Annotated in this window: 14 protein-coding genes; 6 read left to right on the top strand and 8 right to left on the bottom strand. The window is 61.5% G+C overall.

Going from position 1 to position 14292, the window contains the following annotated elements; translation table 11 throughout:
• Nucleotides 1-58 precede the first annotated feature (58 nt).
• From JFU48_RS08730 to JFU48_RS08720, 3 genes are all read right to left on the bottom strand, one after another.
• The gene (locus JFU48_RS08730) at nt 59-982 is read right to left on the bottom strand and encodes an SdiA-regulated domain-containing protein (RefSeq protein WP_103484321.1); all 924 of its coding nucleotides are present in this window, start codon (nt 980-982) and stop codon (nt 59-61) included.
• A 192-nt stretch (nt 983-1174) separates the two neighbouring features.
• A complete protein-coding gene (locus JFU48_RS08725) occupies nt 1175-1840 on the bottom strand; it encodes a fumarylacetoacetate hydrolase family protein (protein ID WP_003229216.1) in 666 nt (221 codons plus the stop codon).
• A 39-nt stretch (nt 1841-1879) separates the two neighbouring features.
• Entirely contained in the window at nt 1880-3274 is a 1395-nt protein-coding gene (locus JFU48_RS08720; protein ID WP_201136306.1) for an FAD-binding oxidoreductase, read from the bottom strand.
• A 204-nt stretch (nt 3275-3478) separates the two neighbouring features.
• On the opposite strand from JFU48_RS08720, the gene serA reads away from it, so the two are divergent.
• The gene (serA, locus tag JFU48_RS08715; RefSeq protein ID WP_003229219.1) at nt 3479-4708 is read left to right on the top strand and encodes a phosphoglycerate dehydrogenase; all 1230 of its coding nucleotides are present in this window, start codon (nt 3479-3481) and stop codon (nt 4706-4708) included.
• Between the two features lie 62 nt (nt 4709-4770).
• Here the strand turns inward: serA and JFU48_RS08710 are convergent, their stop codons facing one another.
• Nucleotides 4771-5196, bottom strand: a complete 426-nt coding sequence (locus JFU48_RS08710; protein WP_103484323.1) for a DUF4399 domain-containing protein — start codon at nt 5194-5196, stop codon at nt 4771-4773.
• A gap of 135 nt (nt 5197-5331) precedes the next feature.
• Between JFU48_RS08710 and JFU48_RS08705 the strand changes: the two genes are divergently transcribed.
• Nucleotides 5332-5898: a transporter substrate-binding domain-containing protein gene (locus JFU48_RS08705; RefSeq protein ID WP_003229223.1), complete on the top strand. Its 567-nt coding sequence runs from the start codon at nt 5332-5334 to the stop codon at nt 5896-5898.
• Nucleotides 5899-6019: 121 nt separating this feature from the next.
• Here JFU48_RS08705 and JFU48_RS08700 read toward each other — a convergent pair whose 3' ends face one another.
• Both JFU48_RS08700 and JFU48_RS08695 read right to left on the bottom strand, forming a co-directional pair.
• Nucleotides 6020-6505, bottom strand: coding sequence for a DUF523 domain-containing protein (locus JFU48_RS08700; RefSeq protein ID WP_201136305.1), 486 nt, complete (start codon nt 6503-6505; stop codon nt 6020-6022).
• Between the two features lies 1 nt (nt 6506).
• Complete coding sequence (locus JFU48_RS08695) at nt 6507-7139, bottom strand: 2OG-Fe(II) oxygenase (RefSeq protein ID WP_103484326.1); 633 nt, start codon at nt 7137-7139, stop codon at nt 6507-6509.
• Nucleotides 7140-7247: 108 nt separating this feature from the next.
• Between JFU48_RS08695 and JFU48_RS08690 the strand changes: the two genes are divergently transcribed.
• The gene (locus JFU48_RS08690; RefSeq protein ID WP_201136304.1) at nt 7248-8000 is read left to right on the top strand and encodes a DUF2059 domain-containing protein; all 753 of its coding nucleotides are present in this window, start codon (nt 7248-7250) and stop codon (nt 7998-8000) included.
• A 103-nt stretch (nt 8001-8103) separates the two neighbouring features.
• Here the strand turns inward: JFU48_RS08690 and JFU48_RS08685 are convergent, their stop codons facing one another.
• Nucleotides 8104-9051 carry an alpha/beta hydrolase gene (locus JFU48_RS08685; RefSeq protein WP_201136303.1) on the bottom strand — a complete coding sequence of 316 codons (948 nt, stop codon included), beginning with the start codon at nt 9049-9051 and terminating at the stop codon, nt 8104-8106.
• Nucleotides 9052-9150: 99 nt separating this feature from the next.
• Here JFU48_RS08685 and JFU48_RS08680 point away from each other — a divergent pair, with 99 nt between their 5' ends.
• Complete coding sequence (locus JFU48_RS08680; RefSeq protein ID WP_003229233.1) at nt 9151-9729, top strand: DUF6436 domain-containing protein; 579 nt, start codon at nt 9151-9153, stop codon at nt 9727-9729.
• Between the two features lie 102 nt (nt 9730-9831).
• Nucleotides 9832-12243 carry a penicillin acylase family protein gene (locus JFU48_RS08675; protein ID WP_201136302.1) on the top strand — a complete coding sequence of 804 codons (2412 nt, stop codon included), beginning with the start codon at nt 9832-9834 and terminating at the stop codon, nt 12241-12243.
• A 114-nt stretch (nt 12244-12357) separates the two neighbouring features.
• On the opposite strand, the gene JFU48_RS08670 is transcribed toward JFU48_RS08675, so the two are convergent.
• Nucleotides 12358-13323, bottom strand: a complete 966-nt coding sequence (locus JFU48_RS08670; RefSeq protein WP_201136301.1) for a GlxA family transcriptional regulator — start codon at nt 13321-13323, stop codon at nt 12358-12360.
• Nucleotides 13324-13637: 314 nt separating this feature from the next.
• On the opposite strand from JFU48_RS08670, the gene JFU48_RS08665 reads away from it, so the two are divergent.
• On the top strand, nt 13638-14279 hold the full coding sequence (locus tag JFU48_RS08665; protein WP_201136300.1) for an HD domain-containing protein: 642 nt from the start codon (nt 13638-13640) through the stop codon (nt 14277-14279).
• Nucleotides 14280-14292 lie beyond the last annotated feature (13 nt).

Raw genomic sequence — 14292 nt, 5'->3', positions numbered from 1 at the left:
TGTCTGAACTGAAGCTTAATGGCCACTTGCCTCAGGCCACAAGCCGCCCGCGATGAGCTTACTTCTGCTTTTCAAAGCGATAGAACAGGTTCGGCTCACTGACCATGTACAGCGTACCGGCGTCGTCCATGGTCACGCCTTCGGCACGGGGAATGGTGTTCTTCAATCCGTTGAAGCCGCCGAGCAGGGTCATGAAGCTGACTTGCTCGCCCTTCTCGTCCAGCTCCAGCAACAGGTGCGAATCGGCGGACAGCACCAGGGTGTGGCCGGTACGCGGGTCGATGGCCAGTGCCGAGAGGTTGCGGATATCCAGTTCATCATTGGCCAGCTTCTGCTTGTCGCCCTTGAGGATCTGGCTGCCGTCGCTTTTCCAGGTGAACAGCGCCGGCGGCCGTTCTTCGCCCAGCAGCAACTGCTGGTTGCGCGGATCCCAGGTAATTGCCTCGAACGCCTTGTTCTGGTTTTTCGACGGACCGAGATCGTATTTCGGGAAGTCGGCGATATTCAGCTCGCGGGTATTGGCATCGACCTTGACGATGGTCAGCAGGTGCTCGCGCTCGTCGACAATCGCCATCAGGCCGTTTTCCATCACGGTCACGCCTTCCGGATTGATCCAGCCCACCAGTGGCATCTTGCGCAGCACATCACCCTGCAGGGTCAGTTCGACCAGGAACGGGTTCTTGCCCATCACCGAAAACAGGGTTTTGGTCTGCGGGTTGTAGGACAGGTCCGAGGCCTCGTCCTTTTCCATGCCCGGCAGCAGCTTGCCGTCGATGACCGCCCGATAGTCCGGCAACCAGATGCTTGCCTTCTGCTCGGCCTGGCTCTCAAAACGTTCGCGCAGCCACAGCAGGCCACGGTCGTCCCAATGCATGATGTGCGCCAGGCCATAAGCGACGGCGAGCACCAGCAATAGCCAGACATACCAGCGCAGGGCAAAACGTGAGCGACGGGAAGTTTTGAGCTGAGTTTGAGCTGACATCAGGGACGCGTTCCGAAAATTCAGGCTATGGGTAATAGCACAAAGAGGCCGGCTCAGACGCCAGAATGAGAGGAATTATCCGGACAGGATGTGAAAAAAACGGCAAAAGGCGGGATTGTCGTGCGGCTTTGCGAGCCACGACACAGAGCCAATGCAGGATCGCCACAGTTGCTGTGTATCGGATGCGTTCGGTCAGCGCACGCTGCTGCTGAAGCGGCTCGCGCCAACCAGTTCCAGGACGATGTCGTCACCGACATTCAGCGGGCCGACGCCCACTGGCGTGCCGGTGAGGATTACGTCGCCGGCCTGCAGCGAGAAGCAGCCGGCCATGTGCTGGATCATCGGCACGATCGGGTTGAGCATCGCGCTGCTGTTGCCGTCCTGGCGTACTTCACCGTTGATGGTCAGGCGGATGCCGATGTCGGTCAGGTCGGCGAAGGTGCTGCCGACCACGAACGGGGCAATCACCGCCGCGCCGTCGAACGACTTGGCGATTTCCCATGGCAGGCCCTTGGACTTGAGCTCGGCCTGCTTGTCGCGCAGGGTCAGGTCCAGCGCCGGAGCGAACCCGGAGATCGCGTCGAGCACTTCTTCACGGCTCGGCTTGGTCGACAGCGGCTTGCCGATCAACACCGCGATTTCCGCTTCGTAGTGCACCGAGCCGCGCTCGGTCGGAATGCTGAAGCCGCCTTCCAGCGGCACCACGCAACTGCCCGGTTTGATGAACAGCAGCGGCTCGGTAGGCACCGGGTTGTCCAGTTCCTTGGCGTGTTCGGCGTAATTACGGCCAATGCACACGACTTTCCCGATCGGGAAGTGAATGCGCGTGCCGTCGACATACTGGTGCTGATAGCTCATTTACCGACTCCTGCCTTCATTGATTCAGGGGATTGCCAATCAAACCGCGAAAATCTTGCCCGGGTTCATGATGCCGTTCGGATCGAACACCGCTTTGACCGCTTTCATGTACTCGATTTCGACCGGAGAGCGGCTGTACGTCAAGTAGTCGCGCTTGGTCATGCCCACGCCGTGTTCGGCGGAGATCGAACCGTTGTACTTCTCGACGGTTTCGAACACCCACTTGTTGACGGTCGCGCACTTGGCGAAAAACTCGTCCTTGCTCAGGTTATCCGGCTTGAGAATGTTCAGGTGCAGGTTGCCGTCGCCGATATGGCCGAACCAGACAATTTCGAAGTCCGGGTAGTATTCGCCGACGATCGCGTCGATTTCCTGCAGAAATGCCGGGACTTTCGACACGGTGACCGAGATGTCGTTCTTGTACGGTGTCCAGTGCGAGATCGTCTCGGAGATGTACTCGCGCAGCTTCCACAGATTCTGCAGCTGGGTTTCGCTCTGGCTCATCACACCGTCCAGCACCCAGCCTTGCTCGACGCAGTGTTCGAAGGTTTCCAGCGCCGTGTTGGCCACTGCTTCGCTGGTCGCCTCGAACTCCAGCAGCGCATAGAACGGGCAGTCGGTTTCGAACGGCGCCGGTACGTCGCCACGGCCCAGCACTTTGGCCAATGCCTTGTCGGAGAAGAATTCGAACGCGGTCAGATCAAGCTTGCCCTGGAAGGCATGGAGCACCGGCATGATCGAGTCGAAGTCGGCGGTGCCGAGCACCATGGCGGTCAGGCTTTTCGGCGCGCGATCCAGACGCATGGTCGCCTCGACCACGAAACCGAGGGTGCCTTCAGCGCCGATGAACAGCTGGCGCAGGTCGTAGCCGGTGGCGTTCTTGATCAGGTCCTTGTTCAGCTCCAGCACATCGCCCTTGCCGGTGACCACTTTCAGGCCGGCGACCCAGTTACGGGTCATGCCGTAGCGAATCACCTTGATCCCGCCGGCATTGGTGCCGATATTGCCGCCAATCTGGCTGGAACCGGCCGAAGCGAAGTCCACCGGGTAGTACAGGCCATTTTCTTCGGCGACGTTCTGCAGGTGCTCGGTGACTACGCCCGGCTGACACACGGCGGTGCGGTCGGTGAGGTTCACGTCGAGAATCTGGTTCATGTAGTCGAACGACACCACCACTTCGCCATTCGCGGCCACGGCGGCAGCGGACAGCCCGGTGCGCCCGCCCGACGGCACCAGCGCCACTTTATGGGTGTTGGCCCAGCGGACGATGGCCTGCACCTGCTCGATGGTCTTGGGGAACACGATGGCGCTCGGCGCGGGGGCAAAGTGCTTGGTCCAATCCTTGCCGTACGCGTTCAGGGAGTCGGCGTCGGTCAGGACCTTGCCAGGCTCGACCAGGGTCTTCAGTTCATCAATCAGGGCAGGATTGGTCATCGACAGAACTCTCGAACAATTCATGGTCATCCTGAAGACGCTTCACGTCGCAGGAATGAGTGTTTAGCGGGGTGGCTATGCTAGCATACCGACCCCGCAGGCCAGTGCCCAAGGCCAGTTCTGCGGTGACGGCTTTCTTGTCGTCCAGGTCAATGTCTGTTGACCATTTCCTGCCATTTTTCTCCGGGATACAGGTTTACGCAGATGAGCAAGACTTCTCTCGATAAGAGCAAGATCAAGTTCCTTCTTCTCGAAGGCGTCCACCAATCGGCTGTCGACGTCCTCAAGGCGGCGGGCTACACCAGCATCGAATACCTGACAGGCTCCTTGCCGGAAGCCGAGCTCAAGGAAAAGATCGCTGACGCTCACTTCATCGGCATTCGTTCGCGCACCCAACTGACCGAAGAGATCTTCGATCACGCGAAGAAGCTGGTCGCGGTCGGCTGTTTCTGCATCGGCACCAACCAGGTTGACCTGAGTGCTGCCCGCGAGCGCGGCATCGCCGTGTTCAACGCGCCGTACTCCAACACTCGCTCCGTCGCGGAACTGGTGCTGGCCGAAGCGATCCTGCTGCTGCGCGGCATTCCGGAGAAAAACGCTTCCTGCCATCGTGGCGGCTGGATCAAATCCGCAGCCAACTCCTTCGAGATCCGTGGCAAGAAACTCGGCATCGTCGGCTACGGCTCGATCGGTACGCAGCTGTCGGTTCTGGCTGAAGGTCTGGGCATGCAGGTGTTCTTCTACGACACCGTGACCAAGCTGCCGCTGGGCAACGCTACTCAGGTCGGCAACCTGCACGAACTGCTGGGCATGTCCGACATCGTCACCCTGCACGTTCCGGAAACCGCTGCGACCCAGTGGATGATCGGCGAGAAGGAAATCCGCGCCATCAAGAAGGGCGGCATCCTGATCAACGCCGCGCGCGGCACCGTGGTCGAGCTGGACGCCCTGGCTGACGCGATCAAGGACAAGCACCTGATCGGCGCGGCCATCGACGTATTCCCGGTGGAGCCTCGCTCCAACGACGAAGAGTTCGAAAGCCCGCTGCGTGGCCTGGACAACGTGATCCTGACCCCGCACATCGGTGGCTCGACTGCCGAAGCGCAGGCCAACATCGGTCTGGAAGTGGCGGAAAAACTGGTCAAGTACAGCGACAACGGTACGTCCGTTTCGTCGGTGAACTTCCCGGAAGTGGCCCTGCCGGCTCACCCTGGCAAGCACCGTCTGCTGCACATCCACGAGAACATCCCGGGTGTGATGAGCGAGATCAACAAGGTCTTCGCCGAAAACGGTATCAACATCTCCGGTCAGTTCCTGCAGACCAACGAGAAAGTCGGTTACGTGGTGATCGACGTCGACGCCGAGTACTCGGAGCTGGCGCAAGAGAAGCTGCAACACGTCAACGGCACCATCCGTAGCCGCGTGTTGTTCTGATCGAACGCCGAGCAATGAAAAAGGGAGCCTTCGAGGCTCCCTTTTTCATGCCGCTGAAAACGTTACTTCACCGTCACGGTGATCTTTTCCGAAACGATTGGCGGGTTGAAAGCCATGTGGCCCTTGTCGCCCAGTTCCAGTTGCAAGGTGTGCTTGCCTGGGGTCAGCGTCAGTTCGGTTTCGGTCTGCGCCTTGCCGAAGTGGATGTGATTGGCGTCTGCCGGAATCACCGCGCCCGCCGGGATAATGTCCTTGGCATCGACCAGCAGGTGATGGTGGCCGGTGTTCGCGGTCGGATCGCCTGCCGGCGCCAGTGCGATGCCTTTGACTTCAAACTTGACCTTGAATGTCTTGTCGACAACGGCGCCGCTGCTCGGCTCGACGATACTCACTGAAGCGCCCGCCGGCGCCTCTGTGGCGGCGCTGGCCATCATCGAAGCACCCAACAGAAGGCCAGCCAGCGCTGCACGTGACATGAATGTTTTCATTCTCTTCTCCAGTTTTTTCGTAAAATCCGCGCGGTCATGACAACTTCATGACCATTCGTTGTCGAAGGCACTCGACAACCATAGCAAAGCGAGCCTGACTCAGAGCATCGCGATAATGATTTCAAAGGAGTGACCATGCGTTTTCTGCCTGGCCTGATCTGCCTGCTACCCCTTCTGAGCCCGCTGGCTCACGCCGAACTGATTGATGACGTCAACGACCGTGGCGAGTTGCGCATAGCCCTTGAGGCTAATACACCGCCCTTCAATTTCAAGGACGGCGACACACTCACGGGGTTCGAGGTCGAGCTTGGGCAACTGCTGGCCAACGAGCTGGATGTACGCGCCGACTTCATCGTCACCGACGACGCCGACCTGCTTCAGGGCGTTGAAAGCGGCAAGTACGACGTTGCGCTCAATCACATAGCACTGACACCTGAACTCAAGGATCGTTTCGACTTCAGCGAGTCTTACGGCAAGGTCGACTCGCAGCTATGGGCGAAGAAGGATGAGCAGCCACGGCCGATGGTGCTGGTACAGGCGCTGACCGAGGAAAAGCCGAAGGCGACCCCGGTGGAGCTGGCGATTCCGTTTCAGAAGGGCAACCCGGCGTTTCAGGCGAGCCTTGCGGGTGCATTGCAGCGGATCAAGGCGGATGGGCGGTTGGCGGCGTTGTCCGAGAAGTGGTTCACCGAGCCCAAATGAACACTTAAACCCTGTGGGAGGGGGCTTGCTCCCGAAGGCGTCGTGTCAGGCAATACACAGGTTGGATGACCCGCCGCTTTCGCGAGCAAGCCCGCTCCCACATGGGTTTTGTGGGTGGCTTTCAGTCGAGTTGGGTCAGGGCGATTGCGGCCTCAGGCAGTTCGAGCTCACTGAACACCTGAACCCCGTGGCGTTTGAGCAGCGCCGCCGTAACGCCTTCTCCCGAGACCTTCACCCCACTGAACGTCCCGTCATAGGTCAGCAAATTCCCGCAGGAAGGACTGTTGGCCTTGAGCACCGCGACGCGGATGTCATGCTTTTGCACCAGCTCCAGCGCTTGCCGCGCACCATCGAGAAACTGCGCGCTGACGTCCTCGCCCTCGCTGGTGATCACCGCCGCCTGGCCATCGAGCACTTCCGCGCCCTGCCCGCCCGGGATCTCCGCCGCGGCCCGCGGGGTTGGCAAACCGCCAGCCACTTCCGGACACAGCGGTACCACGCGGCCCTCGGCGATCCACTGTTCGAGCAGATCGAACGGCCCGCTGGCCCCGCCGTCGTAACGCACGCGGTGGCCCAACAGGCAGCGGCTGACCAGAATCTTCTGCATATCAGAACGGCTCGTTGCCACGGCGACGGAACCAGCCGGTCAGCGACAGGCGCTCGCGGTGCGCCGGCAGCACTTCATGCGGCACCTCGCCGGAGAGGAACACCACCAGACAGCCGCCGGTGGGTTGCACGTCGTGGACGCGCTCATCGTCCAGGTACATGCGCAGCTGACCGCCGTCTTCCGGCAACCACGCGTCATTGAGGTAGACCACCACCGAAACCATGCGCCGGTCATCGTCGCGAAAACGGTCGACGTGCTTGCGGTAAAACGCGCCCGGCGGATAGAGGGCGAAATGACATTCGAAATCCTCAAGCCCGAGGAACAGCCCGCGATTGAGCGCCTCGCGCAGACTGTCCATCAGGCTCAGATAACGGTCGCTGGCCTCGGCCTGGCCCGGGTCGATCCACTGGATGTGGTCGCCACGAATGCCCTCGCGAATCTCCGAAAACGGCCCACGGCCTACCCCTGCCGGCGCCAGTTCACCCTCGGCCTCACGTTTGCGGCACTCGGCCGCCAGCTCACGGGTCAAACCCGCGGGCAGGAAAATGTTCTGCTGCGACCAGCCATGTTCGGCCAGGTCGTCGACGATACGTAACAGCAGCGGGTGTTCAGAGGATATTTGCATGGCGCGCATAGTATGCCGGCGGCAAGAAATCCGACAGAGCCACGCAGCGGCTTGCTACGAATTCTCGACAAGTCCCGGCACCGCACGGAGAATAGTCCGCTGCTGACAGGAGTCCCTATGCGCCGTTTGCTTTTTTCACTGTTGATGTTCTGCGTTTTGCCCGCCTGGGCGGACGGCCACGATCAGTTGTACAAGATCGCCGGCTGGCCAGATCAACGTGCGCATTTCAATGATGCCCTGAGTGCCGCGCAGCAGCGCTACCAGAACAACCTGCCGCCAGCGGTGTTTCAAGCCCTGGTCAACAACAGCAACCAGCGCTTCGCCCCCCAGGCCATGGATCAGCGTGCCGAAGCGCAACTGCGCCAGCACCTTGCCGATCCACAACCGGCGCTGACCTTCTTTCAATCGCCGCTGGGCAAGAAAATCGTCGCCGCTGAATTGCTCGCCACCCGTCGCGATCAACTGGCGAAGAACGCCAAGGGCTTGCCAAAAATGCAGGCCAGTGACAGCCGTCTGTTGATCATCGGCCATCTGGCCCAGGCCCTGCCCGCCCGCGAAGCCGGCGCAGAAGTCAGCCTGGCGATTGCCGGGGTGGCGGCGGACAGTTTGAGCTCGATGATCCCCGGCCTGCTCGGCGGCGGTCAGGCGCAGGGCATGTTGAACGGTCAGCGCCAGCGCCTGATGGATCAGATCGGCGCCGATTTGAACAACACGCTGCTCTACGTTTATCGCGATCTGTCGGATGACGAACTGGAGCAGTTCGCGACCTTCGCCGAGTCCAGCGAGGGCAAGGCGTATTACCAGGCGGCGCTGGCGGCGATTCGGGCGGGGTTGGCGGTGGGGCAAAGCTCCTCGAACCTCAGCCAGTGATCTTCATCGCCTGACCGGCCGCCTTCGCGAGCAAGCCCGCTCCCACAGGTGATCGCGGTCTCCTGTGGGAGCGGGCTTGCTCGCGAAGAGGCCCTTACAAACACTACAAATTTCTGCCCCTGATCCGCTTGTTCAGAAACTCGAAATACTCCTCGCGCATCTCCAGCGTCTCATTCGCCAGATGATGCCGCGCCTCCGGCAGCAGCAGAATCTGCGGCCGGTCGAACTTCCACTTCAGCACCTGCAAGTTGTGCTGCCAGTCCACGGTCATGTCCGCCTGCCCCTGAATGATCAGCGGCCGTCGCGGACTTTTTTTCGCGTGTTCCACACGGATGATCCAGCGCGACAGCGCACCGACCCACGCCGTCGGCAAACGTTTGGGCTGCAACGGATCGGTCTGCAGAAACGGCAGGAAATCCGGGTCGTTGGAGTTCTCGCTGAAGCGCCGGGTGACGCCCCGCACGAAAGGCCTCAGCAAGTAATAACTGAGCTGCGACCAGCCCCAGGCGCGCGGACGCACCAGCGGCGCCAGCAGAATCAACTGGCCCTGCGCCGGACTGTTCTCGCCATGGTTGAGCACATGATCGACGACGATCGCGCCGCCAGTGCTTTGTCCGCACAGATGCCAGGGTTGCGGCAGGGCAATCGAACTGGCTTCAGCGAACAACGCCTGCAACGTGTCCTGATATTCGGAGAAGTCGCGGATGCACGCCCGCGGCCCACTCGACAAACCATGGCCCGGCAAGTCGCAGGCGATGACGGCAAAATCCTGATCCAGCGCCCACTCGATCACATGCCGATACAGCCCGGTGTGATCGTAAAAACCGTGCAGCAGAAACAGCGTGCCCTTGACCTTCTCCGGCCACCAGCAATGGCTGACCAGCTCATAACCGTCCACCTCGAACCGGCCCATGCCGCGCCAGACATCGCGCTCGGGAAAGTCGGTTTTATAGAACTGCTGATACGCCTTGGCCTCGTCCGACAACGGCTGCCACTGGGCCAAAGGCTTGAGGCTGGCGCGTAAATGATCGGCATCGAAAGTGTCAGGCATGCGGGTATTCCAAAGCGGTAAACAGACTTTATCGGCCTGCGATATTCATCTGTTGCGGCAAGCATGGCAAGCTAGCCCACCTCTTCGGGAACGAAAACCATGCGCTCGCCCTACCGCACCGCACTGTTTGCCAGCCTGCTCGCGCTTGTGTGTGCCGGGGTGCTGTGGGCGGCGTACGACTGGTTTCAGGGACGTTATCTGCGCGCGTTCAGTCAGCACACCGCGGTGTTTTCCGGTGATCCGTTGCGCCTGCCGGATGAACTGGCCGGCCCCGGCAAAATCCGTCTCGTGCATTTCTGGGACCCGGCCTGCCCATGCAACGTCGGCAATCAACAGCACCTGACCGAGATGGTCGAGCAGTACGGCACGCGCGGTGTGGAATTCTTCGCCGTGCAGCGCGCCGGCTCCCACGGTCAGTTGCCCACCACCCTGAGCAACCTGAAAACCATCGCCGTGCTGCCCGGCTCCGAGCAGATCCCGGCCAGCCCCGCCGTGGCGATCTGGGACCGCAGCGGCAAACTGGCGTACTTCGGCCCGTACAGCGAAGGGCTGACCTGCAATTCCAGCAACAGTTTTATCGAACCGATCCTCAATGCCCTCACGCAAGACCGCCCGGTCAACGCCACGCACACCCTGGCGGTCGGTTGTTATTGCCCGTGGCCGGTAGTGGCGCAGTAAGGTATTCCGGACTTTTCAAGGACAGCGATGCACGGCACGGAAGGTCTGTGCTAATTGTTTGCAGCCCGACGGGCGGCAATCCCGCATGCACAAGGAGTCACCATGAAACGCGTCTTCACCGTTCTTGCCTTGCTCATCGTTATCCTGCTCATCGCCATCGGCGGTTACGTCTACAGCAAGCAACCGACGCGTCAGGGTCAGGTGGAGCTGCGCAATCTGCAAGGCTCGGTGACCGTGCGCTATGACGATCGCGGGGTGCCGCACATTCGTGCCGAGAACGAAACCGATCTGTATCGCGCCCTCGGCTACGTGCATGCCCAGGACCGCCTGTTCCAGATGGAAGCCATGCGCCGCCTGGCCCGCGGCGAGCTGGCCGAAGTGCTGGGGCCGAAGCTGCTCGACACCGACAAACTGTTCCGCAGCCTGCGCATCCGCGAACGCGCCGCCAGTTATGTCGCCAGTCTCGATAAGCAGTCACCGGCGTGGAAGGCCCTGCAAGCCTATCTGGACGGCATCAATCAATATCAGGACAGCCACGCCGCACCGGTCGAGTTCGACGTGCTGGGCATCCCCAAGCGGCCGTTCACCGCCGAAGACAGCATCAGCGTCGCCGGTTACATGGCCTACAGTTTTGCGGCGGCGTTTCGCACCGAGCCATTGCTGACCTACGTGCGCGATCAACTCGGCGCTGATTACCTCAATGTCTTCGACCTCGACTGGCAGCCCAAAGGCGTACTCGCCAAAGATCACGCCAACAAGACCCCAGCCCTCGCCGCCGGCGACTGGAAAGACCTCAATGCCCTCGCCCGTCTCAGCGAGCAGGCGCTGATTGAAAACGGCCTGCCGCAATTCGAAGGCAGCAACGCCTGGGTGATTGCCGGCAACCGCAGTCAGAGCGGCAAACCGCTACTGGCCGGTGATCCGCATATTCGCTTCTCGGTGCCGTCGGTGTGGTACGAGGCGCAACTGTCGGCGCCGGGGTTTGAGTTGTACGGCCATCATCAGGCGCTGGTGCCGTTTGCGTTCCTGGGGCACAACCTGGATTTCGGTTGGAGCCTGACCATGTTCCAGAATGACGATCTGGATCTGATCGCCGAGAAGGTCAACCCGGACAACCCGAATCAGGTCTGGTACCACGGCCAGTGGAACGATCTGGTCAGCACCCAGCAGCAGATCGCGGTGAAGGGCCAGGCGCCGGTGACGCTGACCTTGCGCCAGTCGCCCCACGGCCCGATCGTCAACGACGCCCTCGGCACTGCCGCCGGTAAAACGCCGATCGCCATGTGGTGGGCGTTCCTCGAAACGCCGAACCCGATCCTCGAAGGTTTCTACCAGCTCAACCGCGCCGACACCCTGGCCAAGGCCCGTGCGGCGGCGGCCAAGGTGCAGGCGCCGGGGCTGAACATCGTCTACGCCAACGCCAAGGGTGACATCGCCTGGTGGGCCTCGGCGCTGCTGCCCAAACGTCCGGCGGGCGTGCGCCCGGAGTTCATTCTCGACGGCAGCGGCAATCAGGCGGACAAGGACGGCTACTACCCGTTCAGCGCCAACCCGCAGGAGGAAAACCCGGCACGCGGCTACATCGTCTCGGCCAACTTCCAGCCGCTGTCACCCACCGGCATGGCGATTCCCGGTTACTACAACCTCGCCGATCGCGGGCAGCAGCTCAACCGTCAGCTCAGCGACAAGAGCGTGAAGTGGAGCAACGAGGCCAACCAGAAACTGCAACTGGGCACCACCACCGGTTACGGCCCGCGCACCCTGGCGCCGTTGCTGCCGGTGCTGCGGGAAGTGGTTAGTGATCCGGCACAGCTGAAACTGGTCGAGCAACTGGCGCAGTGGCAAGGCGACTATCCACTGGATTCGGTGAGCGCCACAGTGTTCAACCAGTTCCTCTACGACCTCGCCGATGCGGCGATGCGCGATGAGCTGGGCAACGACTTCTTCGAGACGCTGCTGTCGACCCGGGTGATCGACGCCGCCCTGCCGCGCCTGGCGGCGAATGCGGACTCGCCGTGGTGGGACAACCGCAACACACCGAACAAGGAGACCCGTGCCGACATCGTCAAAGCGGCGTGGCAGGCGAGCATGGCGCACCTGAAACAGACCCTCGGCGACAACCCGTCCGACTGGCAATGGGGCACGGCGCACACCCTGACCCACGGTCATCCGTTGGGTCAGCAGAAGCCGCTGGATCACATCTTCAACGTCGGGCCGTTCGCCGCGCCGGGCAGCCACGAAGTGCCGAACAACCTCTCGGCCAAGCTCGGCCCGGCGCCATGGCCGGTGACCTACGGGCCTTCGACGCGTCGGCTGGTCGACTTCGCCGACCCGGCGCACAGCCTGACCATCAACCCGGTCGGCCAGAGCGGCGTGCCGTTCGACAGCCACTATGACGATCAGGCCGAGGCGTATGTCGACGGGATGTATGTGCAGGCGCACTTCAGCGAGGAAGAGGTGACGGCCAATACCCGGAGTACCTTGAAGCTGTTGCCGGCGCGGGCTGCCCAATAGTTCTCGGTTAGCCGGACGGGCCCTATCGCGAGCAGGCTCACTCCTACAGGGGAACGCATTCCAATTGTAGGAGTGAGCCTGCTCGCGATGGGGCCCGCCAACTCAACACATCTCTCAGAGCATCAGCGCAAAATTCAGCCGAAACTGCTGCGGCGTCACGCCCAGTCGACGGTTGAACACACTGCGCATGTGCTGCGCATCGCGAAACCCGCACTGATAGGCCACGGTCTTCAGCGGTGCCGTGGTGCTTTCCAGCAGCACCCGCGCCGCATCCACTCGCGCACTTTCGACGAACTCAGCCGGGGTGACCCGAGCCTCACGGGCGAACACCCGGGAGAAGTTGCGCGCACTCATGTTCGCCGCGTTCGCCAGATCGGCAATCGTCAGATCGCCGGTGAGGTTGGCCAGCACATACAACTGCACCATCGCCACCGCTGACGTCGGCTCCGCATGCGGTGTGAGGAACGGGCTGAACTGCGATTGCCCGCCCGAGCGCTGAGTGAACACCACCAGCCGCTTGGCCACACTCAGCGCCACTTCAGCGCCGTGATCGCGGGCCAGCAGGTACAGCGACAGATCGATCCCGGCGGTGACCCCGGCCGAGGTGTAGAGCGCACCGTCCTCGACGTACAGGCGATCGGCCTCGACCCGGGTCGATGGGCACAACTGCGCCAGGGCCTCGGCATCGTTCCAGTGGGTAGTGACCGTGCGCCCTTCCAGCAGCCCCGCCCGCGCCAGCATGAACGCGCCGTTGCAGATCGAACCGAAACGCCGTGCACGCGCGCAGGCCTCGCGCAGCCAGGTGTCGAAGCCTTTGCCGAAATCCATGAACGGTAACTGCGGCCCTCCGGCCACCAGCAGCAGGTCATAAGCATCGTGCGCTTCACTGAAGTGTCGGTGAGCGCTGAGGTTCAGGCCATTGGAGCAAGCCATCGGCCCACGTTCGAGGCCGATCACCTCCAGCTGGTAGTGGTCCTCGGGCGGCAGAAACCGGTTGGCCTCGGCGAACACATCCATCGGCCCGCTGACATCCAGCGCCTGCACGCCGGGGAATACCACGATGGCGATGGTTTTGTTCATAAGCCTCCAATGTCCTCAATGCAGTGGCAAACACAAATCCCTGTGGGAGCGGGCTTGCTCGCGAAAGGGCCCTTACATTCAACTTATCTGTTGAATGACACACCGCTTTCGCGAGCAAGCCCGCTCCCACATGGGCCGTGCCTGCCTTGTTGATTGAGCCAACCCTAGCCAATCCTCGTTCAACAAGCGAGATTGGCACGATTTGCAGGTCGATTGGCAAGGATCGCAGCCATGCGTTGATTGTCCGTTTAGTGCCTCGGGGAACAGACTTTGCCCATCAGCGCCACGACGGCGTTTTCGATGAGGATACCTTCATGAGCACGACCATTGCCGGCATCAAGATCCCCGACAGCGCCCTCGCCCGGGCCACCACCGAGTACATTCGCGACATTGAATCCGACCTGCTTTACCACCACTCGCGCCGGGTATTTTTGTTCGGTGCGTTGAGCGGCGAGCGCCAGCAACTGGCCTATAACCCGGAGCTGCTGTACGTCGGCGCGATGTTCCACGACCTCGGTCTGGTCGAAGGTTATCGCAGTGACGACGAGCGCTTCGAAGTGGATGGTGCCAACGCGGCGGCGGCATTTCTCAAGCCGTACGGGCTGAGCGATGACGACATCGAGCAGGTGTGGCTGTCGATTGCCCTGCACACCACACCGGGCGTGCCCAAGCATCTGCGTCCGACCGTGGCGCTGGTGACGGCGGGTGTCGAGATGGATGTGCTGGGCATGGATTACGCGGCATTCAGCAGCACCCAGCGCGAAGCCGTGGTGCATGCGCATCCACGCGGGGAAGGTTTCAAGGAGTGCATCATCTGCGCGTTTGCCGACGGCTTGCGCCATCGTCCGCAGACTACATTCGGTAACGTGAAGACCGATGTGCTGAAGGACCAGGAGTTGGGGTTCAAGCCGATGAACTTCGTTGAAGTCATCCGCCAATCTCCCTGGACTGCCTAATACCCAATGTGGG

This window comes from Pseudomonas sp. TH49, from assembly GCF_016650625.1.
GTDB classification, from domain to species: Bacteria; Pseudomonadota; Gammaproteobacteria; order Pseudomonadales; family Pseudomonadaceae; genus Aquipseudomonas; species Aquipseudomonas fluorescens_H.
Note: the sequence above shows the minus strand (reverse complement) of the source record. Positions and strands in the feature narration are given on the sequence as shown.

Excerpts from the sequence above, each read along its gene's own strand:
- JFU48_RS08710 (WP_103484323.1), bottom strand. The coding sequence starts at position 5,196 with ATGAAAACATTCATGTCACGTGCAGCGCTGGCTGGCCTTCTGTTGGGT.
- JFU48_RS08705 (WP_003229223.1), top strand. The coding sequence starts at position 5,332 with ATGCGTTTTCTGCCTGGCCTGATCTGCCTGCTACCCCTTCTGAGCCCG.
- JFU48_RS08675 (WP_201136302.1), top strand. The coding sequence starts at position 9,832 with ATGAAACGCGTCTTCACCGTTCTTGCCTTGCTCATCGTTATCCTGCTC.
- JFU48_RS08725 (WP_003229216.1), bottom strand. The coding sequence starts at position 1,840 with ATGAGCTATCAGCACCAGTATGTCGACGGCACGCGCATTCACTTCCCG.
- JFU48_RS08700 (WP_201136305.1), bottom strand. The coding sequence starts at position 6,505 with ATGCAGAAGATTCTGGTCAGCCGCTGCCTGTTGGGCCACCGCGTGCGT.
- JFU48_RS08670 (WP_201136301.1), bottom strand. The coding sequence starts at position 13,323 with ATGAACAAAACCATCGCCATCGTGGTATTCCCCGGCGTGCAGGCGCTG.
- JFU48_RS08680 (WP_003229233.1), top strand. The coding sequence starts at position 9,151 with ATGCGCTCGCCCTACCGCACCGCACTGTTTGCCAGCCTGCTCGCGCTT.
- serA (WP_003229219.1), top strand. The coding sequence starts at position 3,479 with ATGAGCAAGACTTCTCTCGATAAGAGCAAGATCAAGTTCCTTCTTCTC.
- JFU48_RS08685 (WP_201136303.1), bottom strand. The coding sequence starts at position 9,051 with ATGCCTGACACTTTCGATGCCGATCATTTACGCGCCAGCCTCAAGCCT.
- JFU48_RS08720 (WP_201136306.1), bottom strand. The coding sequence starts at position 3,274 with ATGACCAATCCTGCCCTGATTGATGAACTGAAGACCCTGGTCGAGCCT.
- JFU48_RS08730 (WP_103484321.1), bottom strand. The coding sequence starts at position 982 with ATGTCAGCTCAAACTCAGCTCAAAACTTCCCGTCGCTCACGTTTTGCC.
- JFU48_RS08690 (WP_201136304.1), top strand. The coding sequence starts at position 7,248 with ATGCGCCGTTTGCTTTTTTCACTGTTGATGTTCTGCGTTTTGCCCGCC.
- JFU48_RS08665 (WP_201136300.1), top strand. The coding sequence starts at position 13,638 with ATGAGCACGACCATTGCCGGCATCAAGATCCCCGACAGCGCCCTCGCC.
- JFU48_RS08695 (WP_103484326.1), bottom strand. The coding sequence starts at position 7,139 with ATGCGCGCCATGCAAATATCCTCTGAACACCCGCTGCTGTTACGTATC.